Source organism: Pleionea sediminis, assembly GCF_007570825.1.
GTDB classification, from domain to species: domain Bacteria; phylum Pseudomonadota; class Gammaproteobacteria; order Enterobacterales; family Kangiellaceae; genus Pleionea; species Pleionea sediminis.
In genome coordinates this window covers 386,309-406,710 of sequence record NZ_SUNB01000001.1, presented here as the reverse complement: position 1 = coordinate 406,710, position 20,402 = coordinate 386,309, and the positions used below count along the sequence as shown (strand labels likewise).

14 protein-coding genes are annotated in these 20,402 nt (G+C 41.1%); 4 read left to right on the top strand and 10 right to left on the bottom strand.

All coding sequences use genetic code 11. The features are described from left to right. Window positions 1-60: 60 nt before the first annotated feature. A complete protein-coding gene (locus FAX86_RS01550) occupies window positions 61-1,518 on the bottom strand; it encodes a sensor domain-containing diguanylate cyclase (RefSeq protein WP_144391575.1) in 1,458 nt (485 codons plus the stop codon). 45 nt (window positions 1,519-1,563) lie between these two features. Next, window positions 1,564-1,917 carry a DoxX family protein gene (locus FAX86_RS01545; RefSeq protein WP_246128474.1) on the bottom strand — a complete coding sequence of 118 codons (354 nt, stop codon included), beginning with the start codon at window positions 1,915-1,917 and terminating at the stop codon, window positions 1,564-1,566. 223 nt (window positions 1,918-2,140) lie between these two features. On the opposite strand from FAX86_RS01545, the gene FAX86_RS01540 reads away from it, so the two are divergent. The 3 genes from FAX86_RS01540 (at window position 2,141) to FAX86_RS01530 (ending at window position 7,595) form a co-directional block, all read left to right on the top strand. After that, on the top strand, window positions 2,141-3,766 hold the full coding sequence (locus FAX86_RS01540; protein WP_144391573.1) for a CocE/NonD family hydrolase: 1,626 nt from the start codon (window positions 2,141-2,143) through the stop codon (window positions 3,764-3,766). A gap of 349 nt (window positions 3,767-4,115) precedes the next feature. Beyond that, entirely contained in the window at window positions 4,116-7,064 is a 2,949-nt protein-coding gene (locus FAX86_RS01535) for a hypothetical protein (RefSeq protein WP_144391572.1), read from the top strand. 12 nt (window positions 7,065-7,076) lie between these two features. Then, the gene (locus FAX86_RS01530; protein ID WP_144393165.1) at window positions 7,077-7,595 is read left to right on the top strand and encodes an O-acetyl-ADP-ribose deacetylase; all 519 of its coding nucleotides are present in this window, start codon (window positions 7,077-7,079) and stop codon (window positions 7,593-7,595) included. Window positions 7,596-7,603: 8 nt separating this feature from the next. Here the strand turns inward: FAX86_RS01530 and FAX86_RS01525 are convergent, their stop codons facing one another. Both FAX86_RS01525 and FAX86_RS01520 read right to left on the bottom strand, forming a co-directional pair. Continuing rightward, entirely contained in the window at window positions 7,604-8,908 is a 1,305-nt protein-coding gene (locus FAX86_RS01525; protein WP_144391571.1) for a deoxyguanosinetriphosphate triphosphohydrolase, read from the bottom strand. A gap of 103 nt (window positions 8,909-9,011) precedes the next feature. Continuing rightward, on the bottom strand, window positions 9,012-10,508 hold the full coding sequence (locus tag FAX86_RS01520) for an Hsp70 family protein (RefSeq protein WP_144391570.1): 1,497 nt from the start codon (window positions 10,506-10,508) through the stop codon (window positions 9,012-9,014). Between the two features lie 99 nt (window positions 10,509-10,607). Between FAX86_RS01520 and FAX86_RS01515 the strand changes: the two genes are divergently transcribed. Next, window positions 10,608-12,353 carry a hypothetical protein gene (locus FAX86_RS01515; RefSeq protein WP_144391569.1) on the top strand — a complete coding sequence of 582 codons (1,746 nt, stop codon included), beginning with the start codon at window positions 10,608-10,610 and terminating at the stop codon, window positions 12,351-12,353. A 47-nt stretch (window positions 12,354-12,400) separates the two neighbouring features. On the opposite strand, the gene FAX86_RS01510 is transcribed toward FAX86_RS01515, so the two are convergent. From FAX86_RS01510 to FAX86_RS01485, 6 genes are all read right to left on the bottom strand, one after another. Further along, on the bottom strand, window positions 12,401-13,183 hold the full coding sequence (locus FAX86_RS01510) for a hypothetical protein (RefSeq protein WP_144391568.1): 783 nt from the start codon (window positions 13,181-13,183) through the stop codon (window positions 12,401-12,403). A 12-nt stretch (window positions 13,184-13,195) separates the two neighbouring features. Then, on the bottom strand, window positions 13,196-13,786 hold the full coding sequence (locus FAX86_RS01505; RefSeq protein ID WP_144391567.1) for a hypothetical protein: 591 nt from the start codon (window positions 13,784-13,786) through the stop codon (window positions 13,196-13,198). Then, on the bottom strand, window positions 13,773-14,213 hold the full coding sequence (locus tag FAX86_RS01500; RefSeq protein WP_144391566.1) for a hypothetical protein: 441 nt from the start codon (window positions 14,211-14,213) through the stop codon (window positions 13,773-13,775). Before FAX86_RS01500 ends, FAX86_RS01505 begins: the two co-directional genes overlap by 14 nt. Further along, window positions 14,210-17,566 (bottom strand): bifunctional serine/threonine-protein kinase/formylglycine-generating enzyme family protein, encoded by a 3,357-nt coding sequence (locus tag FAX86_RS01495; protein ID WP_144391565.1) that lies wholly within the window; start codon window positions 17,564-17,566, stop codon window positions 14,210-14,212. Before FAX86_RS01495 ends, FAX86_RS01500 begins: the two co-directional genes overlap by 4 nt. Then, window positions 17,559-19,466 carry a hypothetical protein gene (locus tag FAX86_RS01490; RefSeq protein WP_144391564.1) on the bottom strand — a complete coding sequence of 636 codons (1,908 nt, stop codon included), beginning with the start codon at window positions 19,464-19,466 and terminating at the stop codon, window positions 17,559-17,561. The genes FAX86_RS01495 and FAX86_RS01490 overlap by 8 nt, the downstream gene beginning before the upstream one ends. Window positions 19,467-19,804: 338 nt before the next feature. Beyond that, entirely contained in the window at window positions 19,805-20,326 is a 522-nt protein-coding gene (locus FAX86_RS01485) for a C40 family peptidase (protein WP_144391563.1), read from the bottom strand. Window positions 20,327-20,402 lie beyond the last annotated feature (76 nt).

Below are 20,402 nucleotides of genomic sequence, written 5' to 3'. Positions count from 1 at the left end.
TATTCAAATTTGACGCAGGGAAGCGTCACTTTGGTAAAAGTCGATTAGAATAGCCTTTTGTTAACTTCTGACTTCTCCGGTGCCTACTTGTAATTGATCTCTTCCATTTGACTTTGCTTTGTAGAGAGCATCATCGGCTCGCTGAATGAGAGAGTCTTTCGTATCATCTTTGAGTAACTCTGTCAGTCCGACACTGGAGGTAAAAGTGATCGTTTTTCCCTGATATTCTATGACCAGTTCTTTAAGAGATAATCTTAGTTTTTCAACAATAACTTTTCCTTTATCCAGTGAACAGCCATTCAACATTAAAACAAACTCTTCACCACCCCAGCGAGAAATGATGTCCGACTCTCTAATATTTTTATTCATTTTTTCTGCCAGTGCTTGAATAACTTTATCACCCGCTAAATGTCCGTATTGGTCATTGATCTTCTTAAAGTGATCAATATCCAAAATAGCAACACACATGGATAAATGATCACGGCGACACTCTTCAATTTTTTGTTCGATTAGAAGATCGAAAGCCTGTCGATTGTATATGCCCGTAAGTTTGTCGGTGACGGCCATTTTCTCTAAGCGACGCTGATAAGTCGTTATCACAAAATTGGTGCTAAGCACAACAAATATGGCAATCACAAGATAAATGAGCAAATTGATAAGTAGCGTATTAAACAATTCATCTTCAATCAGACTTTCTGATTGCTCGACAACCAAAAACCAGTCGAACTGTGGTAAGTATCGAATGTTCGCATGATAACGATTCCCTTCTTTTGTGTATGACAACTGCTTTCCAGCGCGTTGCATTAATACCGTTGCGTTAAGCTGGTTTTTTGTCAATTCAAAAATATTTTTATTTAATGTTTGCTCCGGAGAACTGCTTAACTGAATTGCACCGCGAGGGTCGGTCACATAAATACTCTGCCGGTAACGGCGTTTATAATTGATAAGAAGTTCTTCTATGTTTTCGATGGAGACACCAACGCCAGTTACTCCTATGAAATTGTTGTTAACATCATAAACTTTATAGTTTACAAAAACAGTTAACTTATTTTTGTTGTTGGAGTCGTTGTTTATATTAAGCTCATAAGCATTGTTAGTATTGATAAATCGAAAGTACCAGGCGTCGATGGGATTGTTTTCGCTAACATGTTGAATAACACCTGATGGATGATAGTAACGATTGGTATTAACCGATACAAAGAAGCTGGATACTGTGCCATAGGTGTTTTGAATACGTCTTAAGTAGTCATGCATTTTCTTTGATGACTTTTCACCATCAATTACCCAGTCGATAAGAAAGGTATCATTGGCCATAATGGACGCAATATATTGCGGTTTTAATAAGTCCTTTTGAAATTCAGACTGAATGGTATCACTCGTGATAGGAAGTTCATTGTTGGTGATTTGCGCCCGTAAAGCGACAAGAGAGACATAATAAGTCGATAAGCTTGTAATTAAGAAGCCAAGAATCAGTAATAAACTTATTGTAAAAATCAGTCTTTTTTTATGATAAAACATAAGTCGTTTCAGTTGAGTTGACAGCTCGTTTAAATCGGGCAGATATTATATTTCTGGTTTTTCTGCACCTTTAAAAACGGTTTTCCAAAGCGTCGCAGTGAGCCATGAGGTTAATACTAAAATTATGGTAGCAACCAGGAGCATAACCCATTCGCTGTTGATGGCATGAGTTATTAGTGCACCGCACATTAATAAAGATAGACCCAATGCGGCTAGATGTCTCAGAATGTTTATAATGAGTGCGAGTCCTCCCAAAACTTCACAAACTCCAATGAAATACATGAAGTAGATTGGATAGCCCCATCTTGCAAACGCTTCTAATTCGAACCCAAGTCCAAGCAACTTTGCGCATCCTGAGGCTGTATATATCAAACCTAAAATGTAAATAAGAGGTTTCAAAACGATCTCTCTTGTTAAGTTTTTTATCATTTTATTATGGTGTAGTGCATCAAAAAATGCGAGCAGGAAGCTCGAAAGCCCCAGTCTATGCAGCTAAAAAATTTATCTCAATAATTTGTTTGCGTACTTTAGATCTTAGTACCACATTGTAAAACGCTACTGGTTGTAGGTCGTACCAGTCAGGTCAGACTACAAATTAATAATTACGAGACAGGACATAGTTATGATCAAAAACAGCAAGATACATTTATGGATAGGTATGCTGATGATGCTTTTTGCATCGATTGCGAATGCAAAAATTTGCATTCAATTACCCAACATACCTACTGGCGATTTTATTTTTGAAGACGATATTTCAATTCCATCTTTTGATGGCTCAAACATAGCTGCAAATCTTTTTACTCCAACAAAGAATAAGCCCGAAGCAGGTTTTCCGGCAATCATATTTGTCAACAGTTGGGTGCTTGAAGAACATGAATATATTTTTCAGGCTAAAGAGTTTGCCAAGAACGGCTACCTGGTATTGAGTTACAGCGCTCGAGGTTGGGGATGTTCTGATGGCGAAGTAGACGTTGCTGGTGAGAAGGACATGGCAGACCTTTCAAGAATTGTTGAATGGTTAGATGCGAATACCGAAGTCGATATGAACAACATTGGAATCGGTGGGATATCTTACGGCTCTGGTATTAGTTTGATGGGACTAGCTAAAGTACCTCAAATTAAAACAGCCGTCGCAATGAGCACTTGGGGATCTTTAGTCGACTCTCTTTATCAACATGATACGGCTCGTTTATTTTGGGGATTTTTTTTAGTAAGCAGTGGTTTTATCACGGCAGACTTAGATCCCGAAATTGCTGAAAGCTATTTCAATTTACTGATGCGAAGAAATATACCTGAGACACGAGAGTGGGCAAATGAACGATCGGTGAGTCACTGGGTTCATCTAATTAATGAACGAAATGCTCCCGTTTATTTAGCGAATAACTTTGGTGATAATTTATTTCAGCCTAATAATATATTACGCCTATTTGAAGACTTGACGGTTCCAAAGCGACTGGATTTAAATCAAGGGTCTCATGCTAGTGCAGAGGGTTTTGGGTTAGTCAGTTTAGAGAATTATACTTGGAATAACGCTCGGCTCTGGTTTGATTATTGGTTGAAAGGTGAAGAGAATGGAATTATGTCTCAAAACCCAGTAACCATGCAGGTGACCGGGACTAAAGAACGAGTTGAGTATTCGAGCTGGCCTACGATTAATGGCCAAGAAAGAAAGTTCTTTTTGGAGCCAAGAAGTATGCTCTCTGATGGTCGACTACGTACATCCACTTATGACTCTTGGTGGATGAAATCAAACCGTATACTCAGCGGATTCGATACACGAGCCTCTACTGGTATTCCGTTTCTATCTGAAATATTAGAAGCACATTTAAACTTTCCGGTAAAAACACCTTTAAGGTCAATTAACAGTACTAATGGAATTTTCTTCAAATCTGAGGTTTTAGATGAAAGGCTAAGAATTCGAGGTATTCCAGAAGTAACCGTTAATGTGAAGCCCTCTTTGAGACAATTTCAATTAAATGCGTATTTGTACGATGTTGACCCAAATGGTGTCGGCACTCTAATAACTCACGGACCAGTAACTCGTTACGATGCTGAGGCCAATCGAACTCAGAAAGTTAATTGGGAATTGGTTGCTACGGCTTACGATATTCCAAGAGGCCATCGAGTTGCATTAGCCATTGATACCTTTGATGCATTGTATGCAGTTCCCACGTTACTGCCTTACTCTTTAGAGTTTAAATTTAAGTCGGGATTAAACTCAATGCTAACACTGCCTGTAGAAGAGTAAGAAAGACTCTTAAAAGTAGCGCAATAAGAAAATGAAATGTACGCCTCTTTGAAATTGATTGAGGCGTTTCAAATCTTTCCTAACTAATATTTACCGATTATCTATCCAACAAACGTAACCTTCGTTTCACATATACTTCTTTATCGGTTCTCGGAATAAAGGCAACGTTTGAAAGAGTGTCTCGCAAAACTTTTATTATTTTAATTTAAAAACACGCAAAATATCTCACTTCAATAATAGAGGCGTACCTGAGCTTTGATTAGACTGAGGTATAATCTATATATTGAAAGATTAACTGATCAGTTGACCATTGGATTTTTTAATTTTGCTGGCCGAAAGGAGCGGGAACATGAGTATCGAATTATTACAAGAGCTGGATATAATTCCTGATGTAGATATTTTTGAATATGTTGATGGATGGGCGAAGAAATATAATCTGCCAACCAAAAAGGTGTTTGAGATATTAATGCGTGTATCTTCCGGCGATTCGCAAGAAGATAGTGAATTATGGCAAGAGATCGCTGGAGTACTCGCCGAAGCAACGATTAAAACTAAATTCGAGGAACAAATTAAAGAGCTTGAGAGTTGGGGGATTGTTTTCGAAAATGGTCAGTTAAAATTTCCTTCTGTTTCTCGGTATGCGTCGAGTCATTTGGCTGAACGTACCTGGCAATTATCGAAAGAAAGTATTAAGAGTCCATCTATAGGTGGAATTCCGGTGTACATTCGGGGAGAAGTTAAGCCGGAGCTAACAATAAATGTGGTTAACCAAGAGAATAGTCTTCAACGATATGGCATGAGCTTACCTGAGAGCGACTTCAGCTATTGTGTTGGATTCGGATTAAGCTCTCAAGCCGAGTTATCGACAAAAGTTGCGACACCAAAGCTGTCTTTGGAGTCCGATAACAGTGCATCTCTTGAAATAGATGTAAACTATTTATTTCAGTTTGACGGTAGTGATTCAATGTTATCGTCAACAGGGAATGTTCTTACAGCACTTAAAGACAGTCATGCCAAGTTTTATGATCTTGAGCGTTCTGCTAAAACATTGGTTAGCTCATCAAGTGCTTCAACAGACGATTTTCAAGGGTTGAGAAGTATTGAAGTACGGCACCTTAACGGCATTGCACTATCAGGCTCTTTAAGTGCAGGAAGAACTGCGCCGGTATTTTCTTCGTTTGATGTTAACAATAAAAAATACAGCGTAAATGCAAGTGTAACACTCGGTGCGACCGCAAAATATCGAGCACAGTTAAAGGAACAGTATATTTCTCGCGTTTCAAGAAGCGGTTCCAATGCGCTTGAAATAACAATTGAAAGCCAGAATATAAAAGATACTGAAAGCCAAATGGCCCTATCTGCAAGTATTAAAACGAGTGGACTCGATGAACTTGGTGTTGCGTTAGTCGATGCTTATTTACCGTATAGTGATGAGTGGAAAGCCAGATTAAGTCAGTGGTCTGATCTAGGTGATAGCTTACAAGAAACTTGCGTAGAAAAGCTGAAGGAGTATTTCGACTCCTCTGAATTATGGCAGTCATTAGTGGATGACCTTTTTGGTAAAGGACAACGAGACCAAACATCTGAATTTATTTTAGAGCAAATTAATCAAGAGCTTGAAAGTGCTAATGAGTCCATAAACAACTGGATAAGTTCGGCATCAAAAGATGCAGAAAGTTACGTCTCAAGATTATTATCGGACTTAAAAATTCCAGGTGGATTGAGAGATTTTATTGTTCCTCAATTGAATAGTACAGTTACTGAGTTTATAGATAAGAAGAAAGAAGAAGTTAAATCGAATATAGAGCAAGAAGTACAAGCTCTAAACAGTCAGTCGGAAGAGCAAGTAAAGGACTGGTTGGCACCTCTGGCGACGATTGGTGAAAATGTCGACGAGTTGGCGGCATCTGTTAATCAGTCAGCAAACATATTAGTTAACAAGCTGTTAACGTTTTTAGAAGACTATCAAACATTACGGCAGCGACTTTTAAATGCTGCCAAAAAGACAGCTGAGTTTCAGCTCGCTTTGCAGTTACAATATTCAAGAAGCCTGCAAAGTAAATCCAATGCTTTATTGAAGATTGTGTTACTCGACAATGAAAGTTCGGAAAATCAGGTTGCAAAAATTTACCGCGACATGATGTTGGGAAATGTTGGTGATGCTTTAACTCAAGCGCGGGCACTGCAAGCTGCGGGTGATACGTCGGTTATCAGTATCGAAGGAACGTTCGAGCAGTGGCAACAAGAAGCAGAGTCCACCAGTATCGGCATCCAACTTCCTAATTTCAAGTTGTATCATAATAAAAAACGAATTTCAGAAATTGAAACCACAATCAATCAAAATGGTCAGCTAACATTTGGCTCTTTGAAAGGGACGTTTGAGGAGGCTTCGCAAGGATTTAATGAAAGTAGAAAGTTGACATTATTCAATACAACCAACTTGGTGCAAGCGGCAAAGCAATCTGAATTACCAATGATTGGCGGGTTGGGATACACATTAACCGATGAGTCATTAAAGTCAGGTGAGTTACAAACCTTTCTGTCAAATATCGAAGATGTTGGCGAAGGGAAGTTGATTGCAAAAGGAACAACAAAGCGTGCTCTGGAGCTTTATTCGAAAGTGAAAAAGCCAGATTTATACGCAGTTCTTAGGCTTAACTTTATGTTGCCATCCTCATTTTTCAACAAAGTATCCAACCTTTCAGAGCAGCGAGCGTATGAAATGGCTTGTGACAGAGCATTGGATGTCTTTTTTGATTACGATAAATACGCAAGTTACTTCTATCAAATGAGGAACTCATTTAAATATACCAACGACACTTATGAGTTTATAAAGAAAATTGGACGGAAAAACTTTCCCAAACAGGCAGCCGAGTACTTCACCCAAAATAATCGAGAAGATATTACCATTGTTAGTTCTGATACGAGTTCGGGATTATACGATGTCATTAAGTTGATTATTAAAACTCATAAATACGCGCGTGAGTTTGTCGAACTGTCGGGTAATTTGGATCGGTTATTTAAAGAAATAAAGGATTTGGTTGAATCAACGGATGATAATATTGTGGATAGCAAGTTTCTCAAGCCAGTTAGAAAGCTAAGCCAGGAAGTCAATGACAATATTGATGACTTGACGAGCGTGAGTGGCGTTGTTGAAATGTTGTTTAATGATAAGTTACAGAGAATGAACTTAATATTTTTATTATTAATCTCTGATGTTATTGGTGGTACCGCGCCACATATCGTCGCTAGCCTATCGGTTGGCAAGGGAAAAAATTCAGAAACTTTTATGATTTAATTCTTGGTTAAAGTGAAAGACAGACTAAAAACAGCGATTGGCGATATTACGCATTTACCGGTTGATGCCATTGTGAATGCTGCCAATCGAACTTTGTGTGGTGGAGGCGGAGTTGATGGCGCGATTCATAGAGCCGCCGGGCCTGAATTATTAGAGCATTGTCGAACACTGGGTGGTTGTAATACGGGAGATGCCAAGTTAACTCAAGGTTACAATCTACCGGCGTCTTTTATTATTCATACGGTTGGACCTGTTTGGGATGGCGGTGATAAAAATGAGCAAGAATTACTGGCTTCCTGTTATCAGCGTTGTATGGCGTTGGCAGAAGAGAACGATATTCGGTCTATCGCCTTCCCTGTCATTAGCTGTGGTGCGTATCGATTTCCGTTGGAGCTTGCTGTGTCAATTGCTGTTGAGCAGGTTGCCCAATTTTTACAAAACAGTCCGCTATCAATTCAGGTAACCTTTTGTTGTTTTGACGCCAAAACGGCTTCTGTTTACAAGAAAGAAATTGAAAGTCAGTTTTCTTAGAAACTGTTTTACAATGCGTGTCCCGATAACTGATTGGCAACGTAGGTGGCATGATGATCGGTCATTCCAGAAACAATGTCTGTAATGCGCAAATAGCAATCATGATAGCTTTCTTCAGGGTTGAATTTCTGAGCACCCATTAAATCTAAAACGCGTTTCGATTTAAAAGAAACTTTGCCTTCCTTGAGTTCATTAATGGCATGAACAAAAGGATTAAGAATGGTTTCTAAGGTCGTGTAGGCACCTAGTTCTAGCTCAATTTTTCTTTTATTTAAGAAAATATTTTCTTCGGTAATCTGTTTGGCTTCTTTGAGTGCAGCGCCTTCTTTTCCTCTTAACTCTCTAAGCAATTCCGATGTGAACTGACCGTTAATAATTGCATTGTAGTTATCAATAAAAATTTGCTCACATTGATTAACCAAATTATCAATGGCATTTGCTCTCATTGGCGAAATTCTGCGGCGATAATTTAACTCATTTGCAACACTCGATTGCTTTAGCGGACCTGCAAGATCTTGAAAAATGGTTTCGATATCGTCAAAGCGAAGCATTTCGAGTTCAAGGGCATCTTCAATGTCGAGAATTTTGTAGCAAATATCGTCAGCAGCTTCCATAAGATAAGACAGGGGATGACGAGCATAACGCCCTGCGACTTCTTCGATACCCAATGTTTCGTATACGGACTTTACAGATGCTTCTTCCGACTGAAAAAAATTATATTTACCGTAATCAATTGCAGTTTTGTAATCGGAAAACCAGGGGTATTTGACAATCGTTCCTAGGGTTGCGCAGGTTAAGCGCATGCCTCCTTCATTGAAATTATTCTCGACTGTGGCGACAACTCTAAATCCTTGAGCATTACCTTCAAATATTTCCAGATCATTTCTTTCACGCAATGTTTCTAATTTAAGTTTTTCAGTATTGTCTTGAAACCATTGTCGTATAGCGAATTCTCCGGCATGTCCGAAAGGTGGGTTTCCGATATCGTGAGCCAGGCAAGCCGCTTGAACAATCGCTCCCACATCATGAGGTGATAAAAGCTCGGGCAATACTTTTTTAGACAGTAAATAGTTTCCAATTTTGATACCGAGACTGCGACCCACACTAGCGACTTCAAGAGAGTGTGTCAGGCGAGTATGAACATGATCGTGATTAACTAATGGATGAACTTGAGTTTTACGGCCCATACGACGAAAAGCAGGGGAGAATATAATTCTATCGTAATCTTTGTGAAAGTCGTTACGTACGTCTTCGGGTTTAGCAGATCCCTGAGTATCAAGACGCTGAGTGGATAGTAATTTATTCCAGTCCATTATTCGATCCAAGCTTAGGATTCTATTCTAAGCCTAATAACTCCAATGAAGAAATGCAACTTATTGACATAATGAGATGTTCTTTATTGTAGTCGCATTTGGATTACTGGTAATTAATGCGTATGTCTCTAACCCACTTTTGTTGCTCGAGTAATTGGTTGTCGAGTGCTTCGACTGCATCATCCATGACTTGCTGAAATTCATGTCCTGTTTCGGGATCGGTTGCAGTAACCGTGACAATTCCTTCAATGTCGTATGAAAGAAGTATATCAATGGGATAATTAAGTCTTGGTTTTTCTATCGCAAAGGCAAAGTAGCCAAGACTCTCTTCTGTCACTCCCTGTGTTTGAACCACCTCGATAATTAATCGTTTTTGATCAGCTCGATTGGTATAGAAGGTAAGTTTCTCTTGAGCAGGTAAAGGTGTATTTTGTTCAATTAATGTCTTTATACTTGGTTGACCATCGCTGTTTTTGACGCGAATACCTAGCGCTTGAGAACTAATGGTTTGAACTTTCTTTTTGTGCGCGCCCAAATACAATTGTTGAGCCAATACTGCGGCGCCATAAGCTACGGCTTGATGGGGTTGACGACAGATAAGTTCTTCTCGACTTTTTCCACACGTCGCCGCCAGTTTTTCCGAAACTAATGGGAGCAAAGATGATCCACCGGTTAAAAGTATTTGATCAATGAATTCCCATTCGAGACCGGCTTTGGATAAACAGCTCTGGCAAACACTTAATGTATTTTCGACGAATTGATCGATTAACGAATCAAATTTTGTGCGAGTTAAGATAAAGTCAAGAGTTTCACCGGCGAGAACAAGTGTGCGATTGACTTTCGAAACACTGGGTTGAACCAGTTCAAGTTTGATCTCGTGTGCCATATTACGTAGTTGAACGAGGTGCGATGTTTCCGTTAAGTGATAACCAAAATTACGTTTAAACTCAGCGAGAATGTCTTGCATAATGATTTCATCAACGTGCTTTCCGCCCAGTTGATTATTTCCCTCAGTAGCTAATGCAAATAATCCAGACTCCCCAGTTTGTAAGATCGTAGCATCAAAGGTTCCTCCTCCCAGATCGTAAACAAACAGTGTTTGATCGCCAGCAATATCCATCCCGTAATAAGTCGCAGCAGCAACAGGTTCTTCAACTAACTTAACGTGTTTTATTCCAGCAAGTGAGGCTGCCGAGCGTGTTGCTCGACGTTGTTTGTCATTGAAGTTCGCTGGAACAGTAATAACAACACCTTCGATATTTTCTTGAACAAAGTTTTCGACGTCATTTAATAATTTTTTTAAAACCAAAGCCGATAGAGCTTCGGGGCGCCAGTTTCGATGTTGATGGTCTTGGTAAACGCATTGAGTTTCACCAAGATTTAATTTGAAAAAACGAACCTGATGAGCTCCAGGCTCCTCATCAAAAAATTCAGTAAGAACTTGTCCGAGTAACGCGCCATCGGGACCAATATGTATAACGCTGGGTGTGCGATACTCTTCAATGTTTTCTGAATCTGGAATGAGAACAGGGATTCCTTGTTCGTTAACATAGGCTGCAAGCGAGTAGGTGGTTCCCAAATCTATTCCAAGATAAATCATCGGCAATCTCCGGGCTAACGTCCCTAAAGTGTCAATTTTGGGGTTTATATGCTAATTTTTCTTAAGCAAAGTTATTAAAAACATTAGCAGGAATGTGCCGTGTCGTCATCAGATTATCGATCACTCCAAGAGCAGCTTGAGCAGCAATTGGCTGCAGCAAAAGCGGAAGCGGAAAAAGCAAAGCAAGCGGCAGAAGATGCGAAAGCTCATGAGCAGAGTGCCTCAACCGACGCGAGTCAGTCAGACAAATCTGCGACAGATGCACAGTCAGCTGCGCAACAAGCGGATCAGCAAGCGAGTCAAACAGCTCAGTCGGCATCGGATGCGCAGATAAAATCCGATGAAGCAACCGATGCAGCGTACAGTTCAAAGCAAGCCGAACAATCTGCAACACAAGCAGCTCAGTCTGCCGATCAGTCTGCCGATACAAGTTATGACGCGGCTCTTAGGTCGAGTCAATCTGCTGATGATTCAGTTACTTCTGCGAATACTGCAGCGACGGCAGCCAGCGATGCGAATAGTCAGGCTGATGTGTCAGCGTCTGCAGCTCAAACTTCCAGTCAACAAGCTGATCTTGCATCTTCCAGTGCTTCGGTTGCTTCACAACATGCAGACCTTTCAACGGCGGCATCGACCGCGGCTGAGCAATCGTCTCAAGAGGCGACAAGTTCTGCGCAGTCGGCAACTCAACAATCAACGGTTGCGGAACAGTCTGCTCAGGCGGCAAGTGATTCGCAAAACAAAGCCACGGAATTTGCTTCGAATGCACAGAGCGCTTTTTCTGACGCAGAAGCGGCACGTAACCAAACAGAACAAGCGCAAAAAGATGCTGAGTCGGCAGCCAATGAAGCTTCGCAAAAAGAGACGGATGCAACTCAATCTGCCGAAGCTGCTAATCAGTCTGCAACGACGGCTGAGGAATCAAAACGAACTTCAGAAGAGATCGCCAAGTCGGTTGAAGAGTTGGAAAAGCAAGCAACAGAAGATTCAGAAACGATTGAAGAAGCGCGTAAAGAAGCCGAAGATGATGCCGAAGAAACGCAGTCTTTAAGAGATAAAAGTGAGCAGTTGGCAGAAGATGCCGCTGACTACGAAAACGAAGCGAGAGACTCGGCTCAGCAAGCAGAGAATTCGGAAGAGCAGGCACGGTCTAGTGCGCAATCGGCCGAGAGCGAAGCAGGGCAAGCCGCTTCTGCTGCATCGAGCGCCCAATCCGATGCCAGTCAGGCGTCCGGTGCTGCGTCGAGCGCTCAGTCAGATGCTTCACAAGCATCGGGTTCAGCTGCGCAAGCGAGTGGTGCCGCGGCTCAAGCAACCAGTGAAGCATCGGAAGCTGAAGCTTCATCGGCGCGAGCTCAAAGCAGTGCGATTGATGCTGACAGAGCTTATGAAGAAGCGAGTGATTCCGCTGAAGATGCTGAAGACAAAGCTGAGCAAGCGGAACGCTATATGCAGCAAGCGGAAAAGCATTTGCAAGCGATTCAACAGCTTGAAAAGCAGGCTCAAGAAGCCGTCAAAAATGCAGAAGCCAGTATTAAACAAATTTTAGGTAAGCTACAAACAGCGTTGAATAAAGCTGAGCAAATGGCAAAAGATGCTGAGCAATATAAAACGGATGCCGGTAATCATGAAATACAAGCTGGCAATTACCGAACACAAGCTCGCATGCATATGGAAGAAACGGAAAAGCACATGCAAGAAGCGTTACGCCATTCAGGCGATGCTGAAAATGGTTCTCGACACGCGCAAATGTTTGCTGACTCTGCTAAAGAATATATGGAACGTGCAAGAGAGTGTGCCGAGCAAGCTTGTGCTGCAGCGAGAGATGCGAAATCTTGTAATTAAATTAACTTTCGCAAAACGACATTTTGTTTTTAGTGAGACTCAGCTCTTTACTGAGAAAGGTAAAGAGCTAAATCGGCTGCAACGTACAAATGCCGGTTTTCATCGAGTGTTGCATCATTGGCGACACCATTCACGTAGAGTTGATAGTCTTCACGCAATCTTATACCGGCAATATGAAAGCCTAAGCCATCTAATGTTGGTACACAAATGGGCTCGCGCGTAGCAAAGTCGGAACCAAAGATTCGATTCACCATTTTTCCATCAACAAACCATGGCATTTCATCGGAACCCAAAAGACGATCCAGTCCATACCATTCAGTCAGTCGATCCATAACGGCAGAACTGTACTTACGCTCACTGACACCCTCACCGAGTGATCGTGTTTGCATTTCTGAGCCGCGATTACCGAGTGCTTTTCCGGCTCCAAGATCACGCGATTGTTGCTGTGACCCTGTGTTTGCACCATCGGCTCCTTGCCCCGTCATTCGATCAGCTGAGCCAGAACCGGTTAAGCGCCCCTGATTGCCACTACTTAAATCACGACCGCCGAGATCACCGCCAATGTCACGACCTTTTTGATTTGCTGCCAAATCTCGAGAAACCATTTGTGAGCCAAGAATATGTCCTGCGCCATGAGAAGCCAACGCACGGGGCGAAAAACAACTGCCGGGAGCCGAGTAAAAGCGGTCTTGTATTTTTAAGATTACAATTCCGCTTTTGGGTGTGGCCGTATCATCAAGACGTGATAAAAAAGCCGCTTTGGGTTCAATAAAATTGTCCGCCATCAAACAACTGCTAAAGATGGCGGCTAGTAAAGGAGAAACTCTCATGGATGTTGCTCCTTAGAGTGGCGTATATGCAGCCCAAAGTACCCAGGTGTAATAATTGTTAGTTCCGCCGGTGTTTCTGCGATACCCATCAACTATTCGAGCACTTTTCTTTTCCCACTTTGCTTTTTCATAAAAGACGACGGTATTACCGTCATAGGCAGTCATGAGTCGATTGGTATCAACTTTCATAAAGTATGCGTGACTCGCTGGACCAAAAGCTGAACCATAAACCCGTGACAAAGCGAGAATGCCATTAAGCGGCTCACTTCTTCCGTCGATATAGATTAATACTTCTTTACAACCGACATTCCGTGCTTTTTGATAAGATTCAACAATATTTTTATCTCCAACTCCTCGTGAAAAGGTGCCTGGCCACAAGTCACAGAAGAAAGGCGAGTCAAACATCTCACCACCTTTCAGTTCGAAACTTCCGTCTTTGGCAACGATACGAAGGTCTTTATTAACCAGTTTGCCTTTATAAATTTGCTTTAACGAATAGTCGGTGTTATCGACGTATCTGATGTCGGGTCCGAAACAACCCGATGCAAAAAACCAAAAGATAAAAGTAACGATGAGTGTCGTAAAAGCCTTAACCCATTTCATTAGTGAACCTCCGAAAATAAACAATCAAGAATAAACACGCGATTGAAGCCGCAATTAAAGATAAAACAATGTCAGTGTGTGTGTAGGTGCCAGGAGCGACACCCAGGAATTGAGCAAACTCGTAACTAATGCCAACAACAATGCTCACTAATGCACACGAATACCAATTTCGTAAGTCGTCAATCCAAATCAATAGAATGGCTGAAGCGATTGAAAATGCCCACATGAAATCTGCGATTTGACCTGATAAATAAGCCGTGAGAAGGTGTGTAGCCTGAACGGACAACCACCAGCTAACGATGGATTCTGGTAAAAACTGACCAACAATTTGGTACCTGGGGCTAATTAGATAGCTTAAAGCGCCAAGACACATGGGAAAAATAATAAATATAAAAATCGCTAATAATTTTTTTTGTGTTGTTGTCATTCAGCTATCCGAAATCCAATGTCAGCTTTCACTTGGCCAGCAACTTTAAGCATAGTCCGACTTCCTGCCAAAATGTAGTTTGGATCGCTATTCCAACCACCGCCTTTTGCGACAATTGCGTTACAGCCCGTTTTACTAGCGAGCTGTGAGCTTTTTGAGTTAGACCAGCAGTTGTCGGTAATTTCCCAAACATTACCTAACATATCGTATAATCCAAATCGGTTGGGAGGAAAGCTAGCAACAGCAACGGTAAATATATTAGAGCTCTTTCTTCCGCAACCTTGGCAGTTTGCCTTTCCAGGAGTAATGGTATTGCCCCAATAAAATTTGCTGGTAGTGCCAGATTTGGCAGCAATTTCGAATTCAGATTCACTGGGCAAACGGTATTGCCGTTTTGTCTCCTGATTTAGCCATTGAATAAATGCTTGTGCATCGCGATAGCTGACACAGACCACAGGGTGGGATGGTTGTTGTGAGAAGCCCGGCGTTCGCCAATTTATGCGGCGACTGTAGCCCCAACGTCGATTCACTTGTCCCCAGCAGCCATCGTTACCCGGTTTTTCGGCATCCGTCTGATAATTGGTGGCATCGACAAACTTTCGAAAGTCGGCAACCGTGACTTCTTTACTGGCGATTTTAAAATTGTCGATGGATTTCATATCCATTGAAATAGATTGAGCAGCGAGTGTCGATCTTACGTTCTTTAAAAAAGAATCACTTTGCTGAACAATTTTTCTTAATTCATTTTGAGCCGACGTTAGATTCTTCGCTGCTAATAAAGGCGTTAAACTAGCCAGTTGCGTTTTGAGTTTTTGATAGTCGTTTTTATAACGCGATAGTTCATTAATTTTACTTTCGACTTGTGAAAGAATGTATTGCGTCTTTTCAAGATCAACCGCCATCGCTTCCCACTGACTCTTGTTACTTTGGAATTGATTAAGCTGGGACGATAAGTCACTCAATAAATAGTCGATTCCGTTACGATGTTTTCTTACCAGATTGCATTCTTTCTCGAGAAATCCAGAACCTGGCTTTATCGAGAATATCTGGCAAACGGTTTCGAGCAAGTTGAGAGAGGTTTTTAAGTTGGTATATTGCTTTTTGTCGCGATTTAATTGAGCATTGTATTTTTTTTCGATATCTCGAAATTTTAGTCCTGCTTCAACAATATTGCCTTTGTCATAGACAGCTTTCGCACTGGTTAATTGTGTAGTCCAATCATTTGATTCTCGATGCGGCTTGAGATTGCTTTGTTTAAGGAAGCTTTCCCAGTTGCTTTTCGCTTTTATTGATTTGCTGTAGTAGGTTTTCGAGTTTTTCGCAGAGTCCAGCAAACCAGAGTATTCATTGTTCAAATCATTCAGTGCTTGCGTTGCCTCGGTAAGCAGTCCTTGTTCGGCATTTGAAATCGTTTTTTTATACAATCGCTCCAACTCTTGAGATTCTTTCAGGTTTAACAATGACTGCTTTTTCGCGTATCCGGTCCACGCACTGCGACTTTTCGATGCATTTTCTTTTGCTTTAGCATAGCTCGCAATATTACGTGTGAATTGTTCGCTAGCTCCTTTTAGTTCAGCCAATTTATTTGCGGCTAAGTCAAACTTTACTTCGTTCGCTAGTTTTTCCGCTGATTTTTTACTCTCTTCGAGTGATTTTATTTGTGGGGTATTTCCCAGGTTATATGTGCGAGTAGCATTTTTTGCTTGAGTATAAGCATCGTTCGCAAGTTTTCTCATGTTAACAAAGGTACTTGCTCCTTCTGTTGAGTTAATCAGCCGTTGATATCCTTCCGATAGCTTTTCAAGTGTCGTAATCGCATCGGCATAATTCTTATCTCGTAATAATCCCTCTGCCAGTCGGTCTTCTCCCCTTAAGTCTCGAATAAAAGGTCCATTAAATACATACTCATCGAGCATGGTAAAAATATACTGAGTATTTTGCTCTTTAGTTTTTGCGAGTTCTAAATCACGACGAATGGTTTGTTGTTTTGAACGGTTTGTTGAGTCGGAAAGTTTCGTGGCAAGTCGCTTGGTGTCATTTTTAATAGTGTCTAACTCGCGTTTTTTTTGTTGCTCAAGCTCAGCTAATTGTTCTCTAAGATCTTTAACTTGGCCGTCGAGTCGAAGTGCTTGAGTGTACTGCGCTTTTGTATCCGTTTCGCTATCAGGGAGTAATGCTTTTAATTGGTTGAGTACCTCAGGATTTAAAACGATGAAAGTAGCTGCCGCAGCAATAACTAAAGTCGCAGCAATTCCTCCTAGCAGTTTTTTATTTAGTCCAGAAAAATTTATCGATCGCTTATCGAGTTGAGCTTTTAACTCTGAAATATCATGAAACCTGTCCTGAGGGTCAGGTTCAAGACACTGATCGATGATAGAGGCTAATTTTTTGGAAATGTCGGGTCGAGCTTTCTTTAGTGGCTTGTAACGACCCGCAGGAATATCTCCGGTCAGTAACTCATAAAGAATGATACCGATCGAATATATGTCGGCACGACCATCCACGCTTTCAGCACGCTTTAATTGTTCAGGAGCCATATAATAAGCGGTTCCCATGGCGCTTCCGGTTTTGGTGCGCTGTGATGTGCTGACGACTCGAGCAATTCCAAAGTCCATAATTTTGTAATCACCACTTTGAGTCACCCAGATATTTTCGGGTTTGAGATCTCGATGCACGGTTTTTTGATGAGCGTGTTCCAGTGCATCACACAACGTTTTTAGTAATTGTTCGGCTTCTTCTTGTTGGTAGGGTTGGCGCTTAAGTTGGCGCTCGTCCATTTTGGCTCGAAGGTCACTGCCTTCTAGTAACTCCATTGATAGAAATACCAGATCATCCTTTTGTTGAACATCATAGACGTTGATAATCGCTGGATGACTCAACTGACTAGATAGTCTTGCTTCGTTAATAAAGCGTTCTCTAGCTTTGGAATGATCGGAAATTGCTGGAGCTAAAAACTTTAGAGCGACAGTTTCATCTCTGGCTTTGTCGTAGGCACTGTACACCATTCCCATGCCACCTTGACCGATAAGAGATTTAATTTGATAGCGATCCGCAATCCATTCATCGATTTTAAATTCGGTTTTGTTAGCTGTTTGACTGCCTATTGGTGCGGCTTCGGGTAAGTCAGCAAGCTTAGTCTGTGTTAACGGCTTTTTAGAATTCTCTATTAGTAATTGTCTGGCTTGATCCAGTTGAGTGAGTACCGCGAGAAACTTTTCTTTGAGTGCATCTGTGGGTGCAGAATTGGCTTTTGATTGAATGTCGGAACGTTTGTAATCGTAAGCTGACTGCACTTCTGCTTGGGTCGGAGAATCATTGAGACCTAATAATTTACACGCTTTTTGTTTATCCATTGATTAACGTTCCGATGACTTTATTGATGTCTGATATTAAAGAGTCTTTAAGCGTCGCAAACTCTCTTACTATGGAATTAATCTCCATTTGTTGTTGTTCCATTTGACGAATTTGAGCATCAATTGCTGAAACGCGCTGCTGTGATTTTGAGCGTTCAGAGTCTGCTTGAAATTGCTTCGACTCTCGTTCTTTTGATGTGACATCGTCGACAATTTGGTTGAGTGATCGTTTTATTTGATCGAGCTGATTATTAATTCTTTGATTATTTTCTCTTAATAAGTCACTGATTAATCGCTTTGATTTATTGGCGGTTTCATTCTGTATTTTTTGCAATTCCTTTTTAATACGCATTTCATCTTGCTGTTTCCAGGAAGAATAAGTGTAAACTATTGAGCCGATAAAAACGGGAATGATGATCCAGCCTAGCCATGCACTTGTTCTTACATTAAACCCCATGTAACCGAGTAGAGTTGCTAGCATTAATATGACAAACGCAGAGCGGCGGCCCTCTGATAGTCGATCGAAAAAGTTTCGTTTGGGTAATTCCCCTTGGTACTTGAGGTCGACAGACAAATAGTCATCAATGTCATGCCAAACGTCATCAAACGACATGGAGGCTGTTAGCTCTTTAATTCGGTTATTTGTAGAGCCTTCTAATTCGATTGATAGCCAGCTTGTCGTTTCCGAGATAACGCCTTTTGTTTCATCCAGAATTTGCTTTATCTCTTTTGAAGTCGCTTTTTTTATAAAGCGCTTCAAGTCCATTTCGTATTGGTCATTGATTGATAAATGTATTTGTTTATATTCTTTATTTTGAGATAAGTCTTTTAGTGAAATACTTTCAAGAAAAGTAGCCAGATCACTCATGATTGAACTTGATGAGAGTTCAATCTTTTTACTTTTTGCTTGAATTGATTTGGAGAGTGATGTCGTGCGCTCATTGATTCCATTGCTCAATTGAGTGCGCAATTGACTCATGTCAGTGTTTGTAGAGCCTTGCCCTTTTTGCTTTCTTTGTTCATTATTTTTTTTACTATTGAGCTGTTTGAGTTTAGCTTCGTATTCTCTTTTTAAAGCATCTGAAGTTGATTCCATTTTCGATAAGACTCGTTCAATACCGAGAGCTTGACGCAATGGACTTTTGCTTTCTGCAAGAAAATCAGGCAAAGAAGGTGAAACGTGTTGCGTCAGTAGTAAGGGAGGCAAGTGTTTCATCTTGGGAAATAGGGTCCACCAGCCATTTTCTGGTATTGGTGCGTTATCTTTCAGTTCATCAACAACAAACAACGGCCAAATACATGGAATTTCCTCCGATAGCGCTTTTAGCAATTGTTGTTCATTGGACTCAAGCGATTGCCAAGGTGTACCAGCAACGGCGAGCAAGTTGGCAGACCGGACAACTTTAGTATAAAGAGCAGGTAACGATTGTATTTTCTCGATGCTACTGGGAACCAAAATGGTCAGGTTTTTCAGCTGATTCTCGCTTGTTAAAGAGAGTTTGAGCGCTTCTGTATCTGAATGACTTAAATTGGTGTCAGACTCCAGCGACTCCATTAATGTATCCCACTGATTGAATTCCTTTCTCGTACCGTTTTCTGATTCGTAACTGAATCCTTTGTCTTTTAATGATATTTCGAGTAATCCCAGTTGTTGATTGGTATTTAAGTTAAAAACGGAAAAAGAGTGACCGCATAACCATTTGAGCGCCGACTGTTTGGCATCGGAATTGAGAGTCAATAAAAGTATGGAAAAGTGTCCGTCTTCCAGCTCTTTCATATTATTCGTAAAGCGATCAGACAAGGGCGTTTGTGCCTGCCCTTGCTCCACTTTGGCACTGACCGAAACAGCTCGCTGCGCTAATGTATTGGCTTTTGTTTTTAGTAATAGTACGTCAGACATTTTTTCGAGTTAATTTAATCGCTGGCGACGCGCAAAGTAGAAATATTGTCTATCTCAGTGATTCATGGCCTGAAGTGCATTTTTGCAGATAGTAAATAAACTTTGCTTTAGAAATCAAAGTTTTGTTAGACCTAGAAGTACTTTGCATACCCATTAAGGATAGTCGAAAACCGATGGTTTACTAGAAGCCGGCTTAAAAATGCTGCGCTGGATGATTCGATGTTAAGTTTTCGCTAAAAAACGGCTAGTGACTGCGTTTAAACCGCGCTTGTTATCAAAAATCGCCATGGGTTAGAGTCTTGAATCTCGACTCTAGTAAGCACCAAAAAGAGAAATGATTAATTGAGCACCCGGCGTGCTTTCCAATAACTAGAAAGCCAGTAGGGGTTATTGAGCTTGGAGACAATAACACCACGGCTGGTCGAAGCATGAAGAAACTCGTGATTGCCAAGGTAGATGCCCACATGTCGTGTTTTCTTGCCCGTATTAAAAAAGATAAGATCACCCACCCGAAGCTGACTTTTAGAAACTCTCTCACCAGTTTGCGCCAGCGCCTGAGTGGTTCTGGGAACGGTGAAACCGATAGCCGATTGATACGTTAGGTAAACAAATCCTGAACAATCGACGCCTGAACGGCTTAATCCACCATAACGATAGGGTGTTCCTCGCCATCGTTGATAGTGAGCGAGTAGGTTTTGTCGCATTGAGTTATCGGGTTTTTTACTGGATAACCCAGGATTGGAAGAGGAATATTGCCCTGGTGATGAGGAGTGGAATTGGCGATCGTGCGTAACTTGGGAGCTGTTCGAGCTCGAGCAGCCTACAATAACCAAAAATGAGACAACCAGAATTAATTTCATCAGTTACAGAGCTGCGGCCAATTAAACATAGGAGTCAGTATACTTGATGCTTATGAATAAAAACTGAACAAAAAAC

Excerpts from the sequence above, each read along its gene's own strand:
- FAX86_RS01525 (WP_144391571.1), bottom strand. The coding sequence starts at position 8,908 with ATGGACTGGAATAAATTACTATCCACTCAGCGTCTTGATACTCAGGGA.
- FAX86_RS01510 (WP_144391568.1), bottom strand. The coding sequence starts at position 13,183 with ATGAGAGTTTCTCCTTTACTAGCCGCCATCTTTAGCAGTTGTTTGATG.
- FAX86_RS01550 (WP_144391575.1), bottom strand. The coding sequence starts at position 1,518 with ATGTTTTATCATAAAAAAAGACTGATTTTTACAATAAGTTTATTACTG.
- FAX86_RS01500 (WP_144391566.1), bottom strand. The coding sequence starts at position 14,213 with ATGACAACAACACAAAAAAAATTATTAGCGATTTTTATATTTATTATT.
- FAX86_RS01520 (WP_144391570.1), bottom strand. The coding sequence starts at position 10,508 with ATGATTTATCTTGGAATAGATTTGGGAACCACCTACTCGCTTGCAGCC.
- FAX86_RS01495 (WP_144391565.1), bottom strand. The coding sequence starts at position 17,566 with ATGGATAAACAAAAAGCGTGTAAATTATTAGGTCTCAATGATTCTCCG.
- FAX86_RS01505 (WP_144391567.1), bottom strand. The coding sequence starts at position 13,786 with ATGAAATGGGTTAAGGCTTTTACGACACTCATCGTTACTTTTATCTTT.
- FAX86_RS01535 (WP_144391572.1), top strand. The coding sequence starts at position 4,116 with ATGAGTATCGAATTATTACAAGAGCTGGATATAATTCCTGATGTAGAT.
- FAX86_RS01540 (WP_144391573.1), top strand. The coding sequence starts at position 2,141 with ATGATCAAAAACAGCAAGATACATTTATGGATAGGTATGCTGATGATG.
- FAX86_RS01485 (WP_144391563.1), bottom strand. The coding sequence starts at position 20,326 with ATGAAATTAATTCTGGTTGTCTCATTTTTGGTTATTGTAGGCTGCTCG.
- FAX86_RS01490 (WP_144391564.1), bottom strand. The coding sequence starts at position 19,466 with ATGTCTGACGTACTATTACTAAAAACAAAAGCCAATACATTAGCGCAG.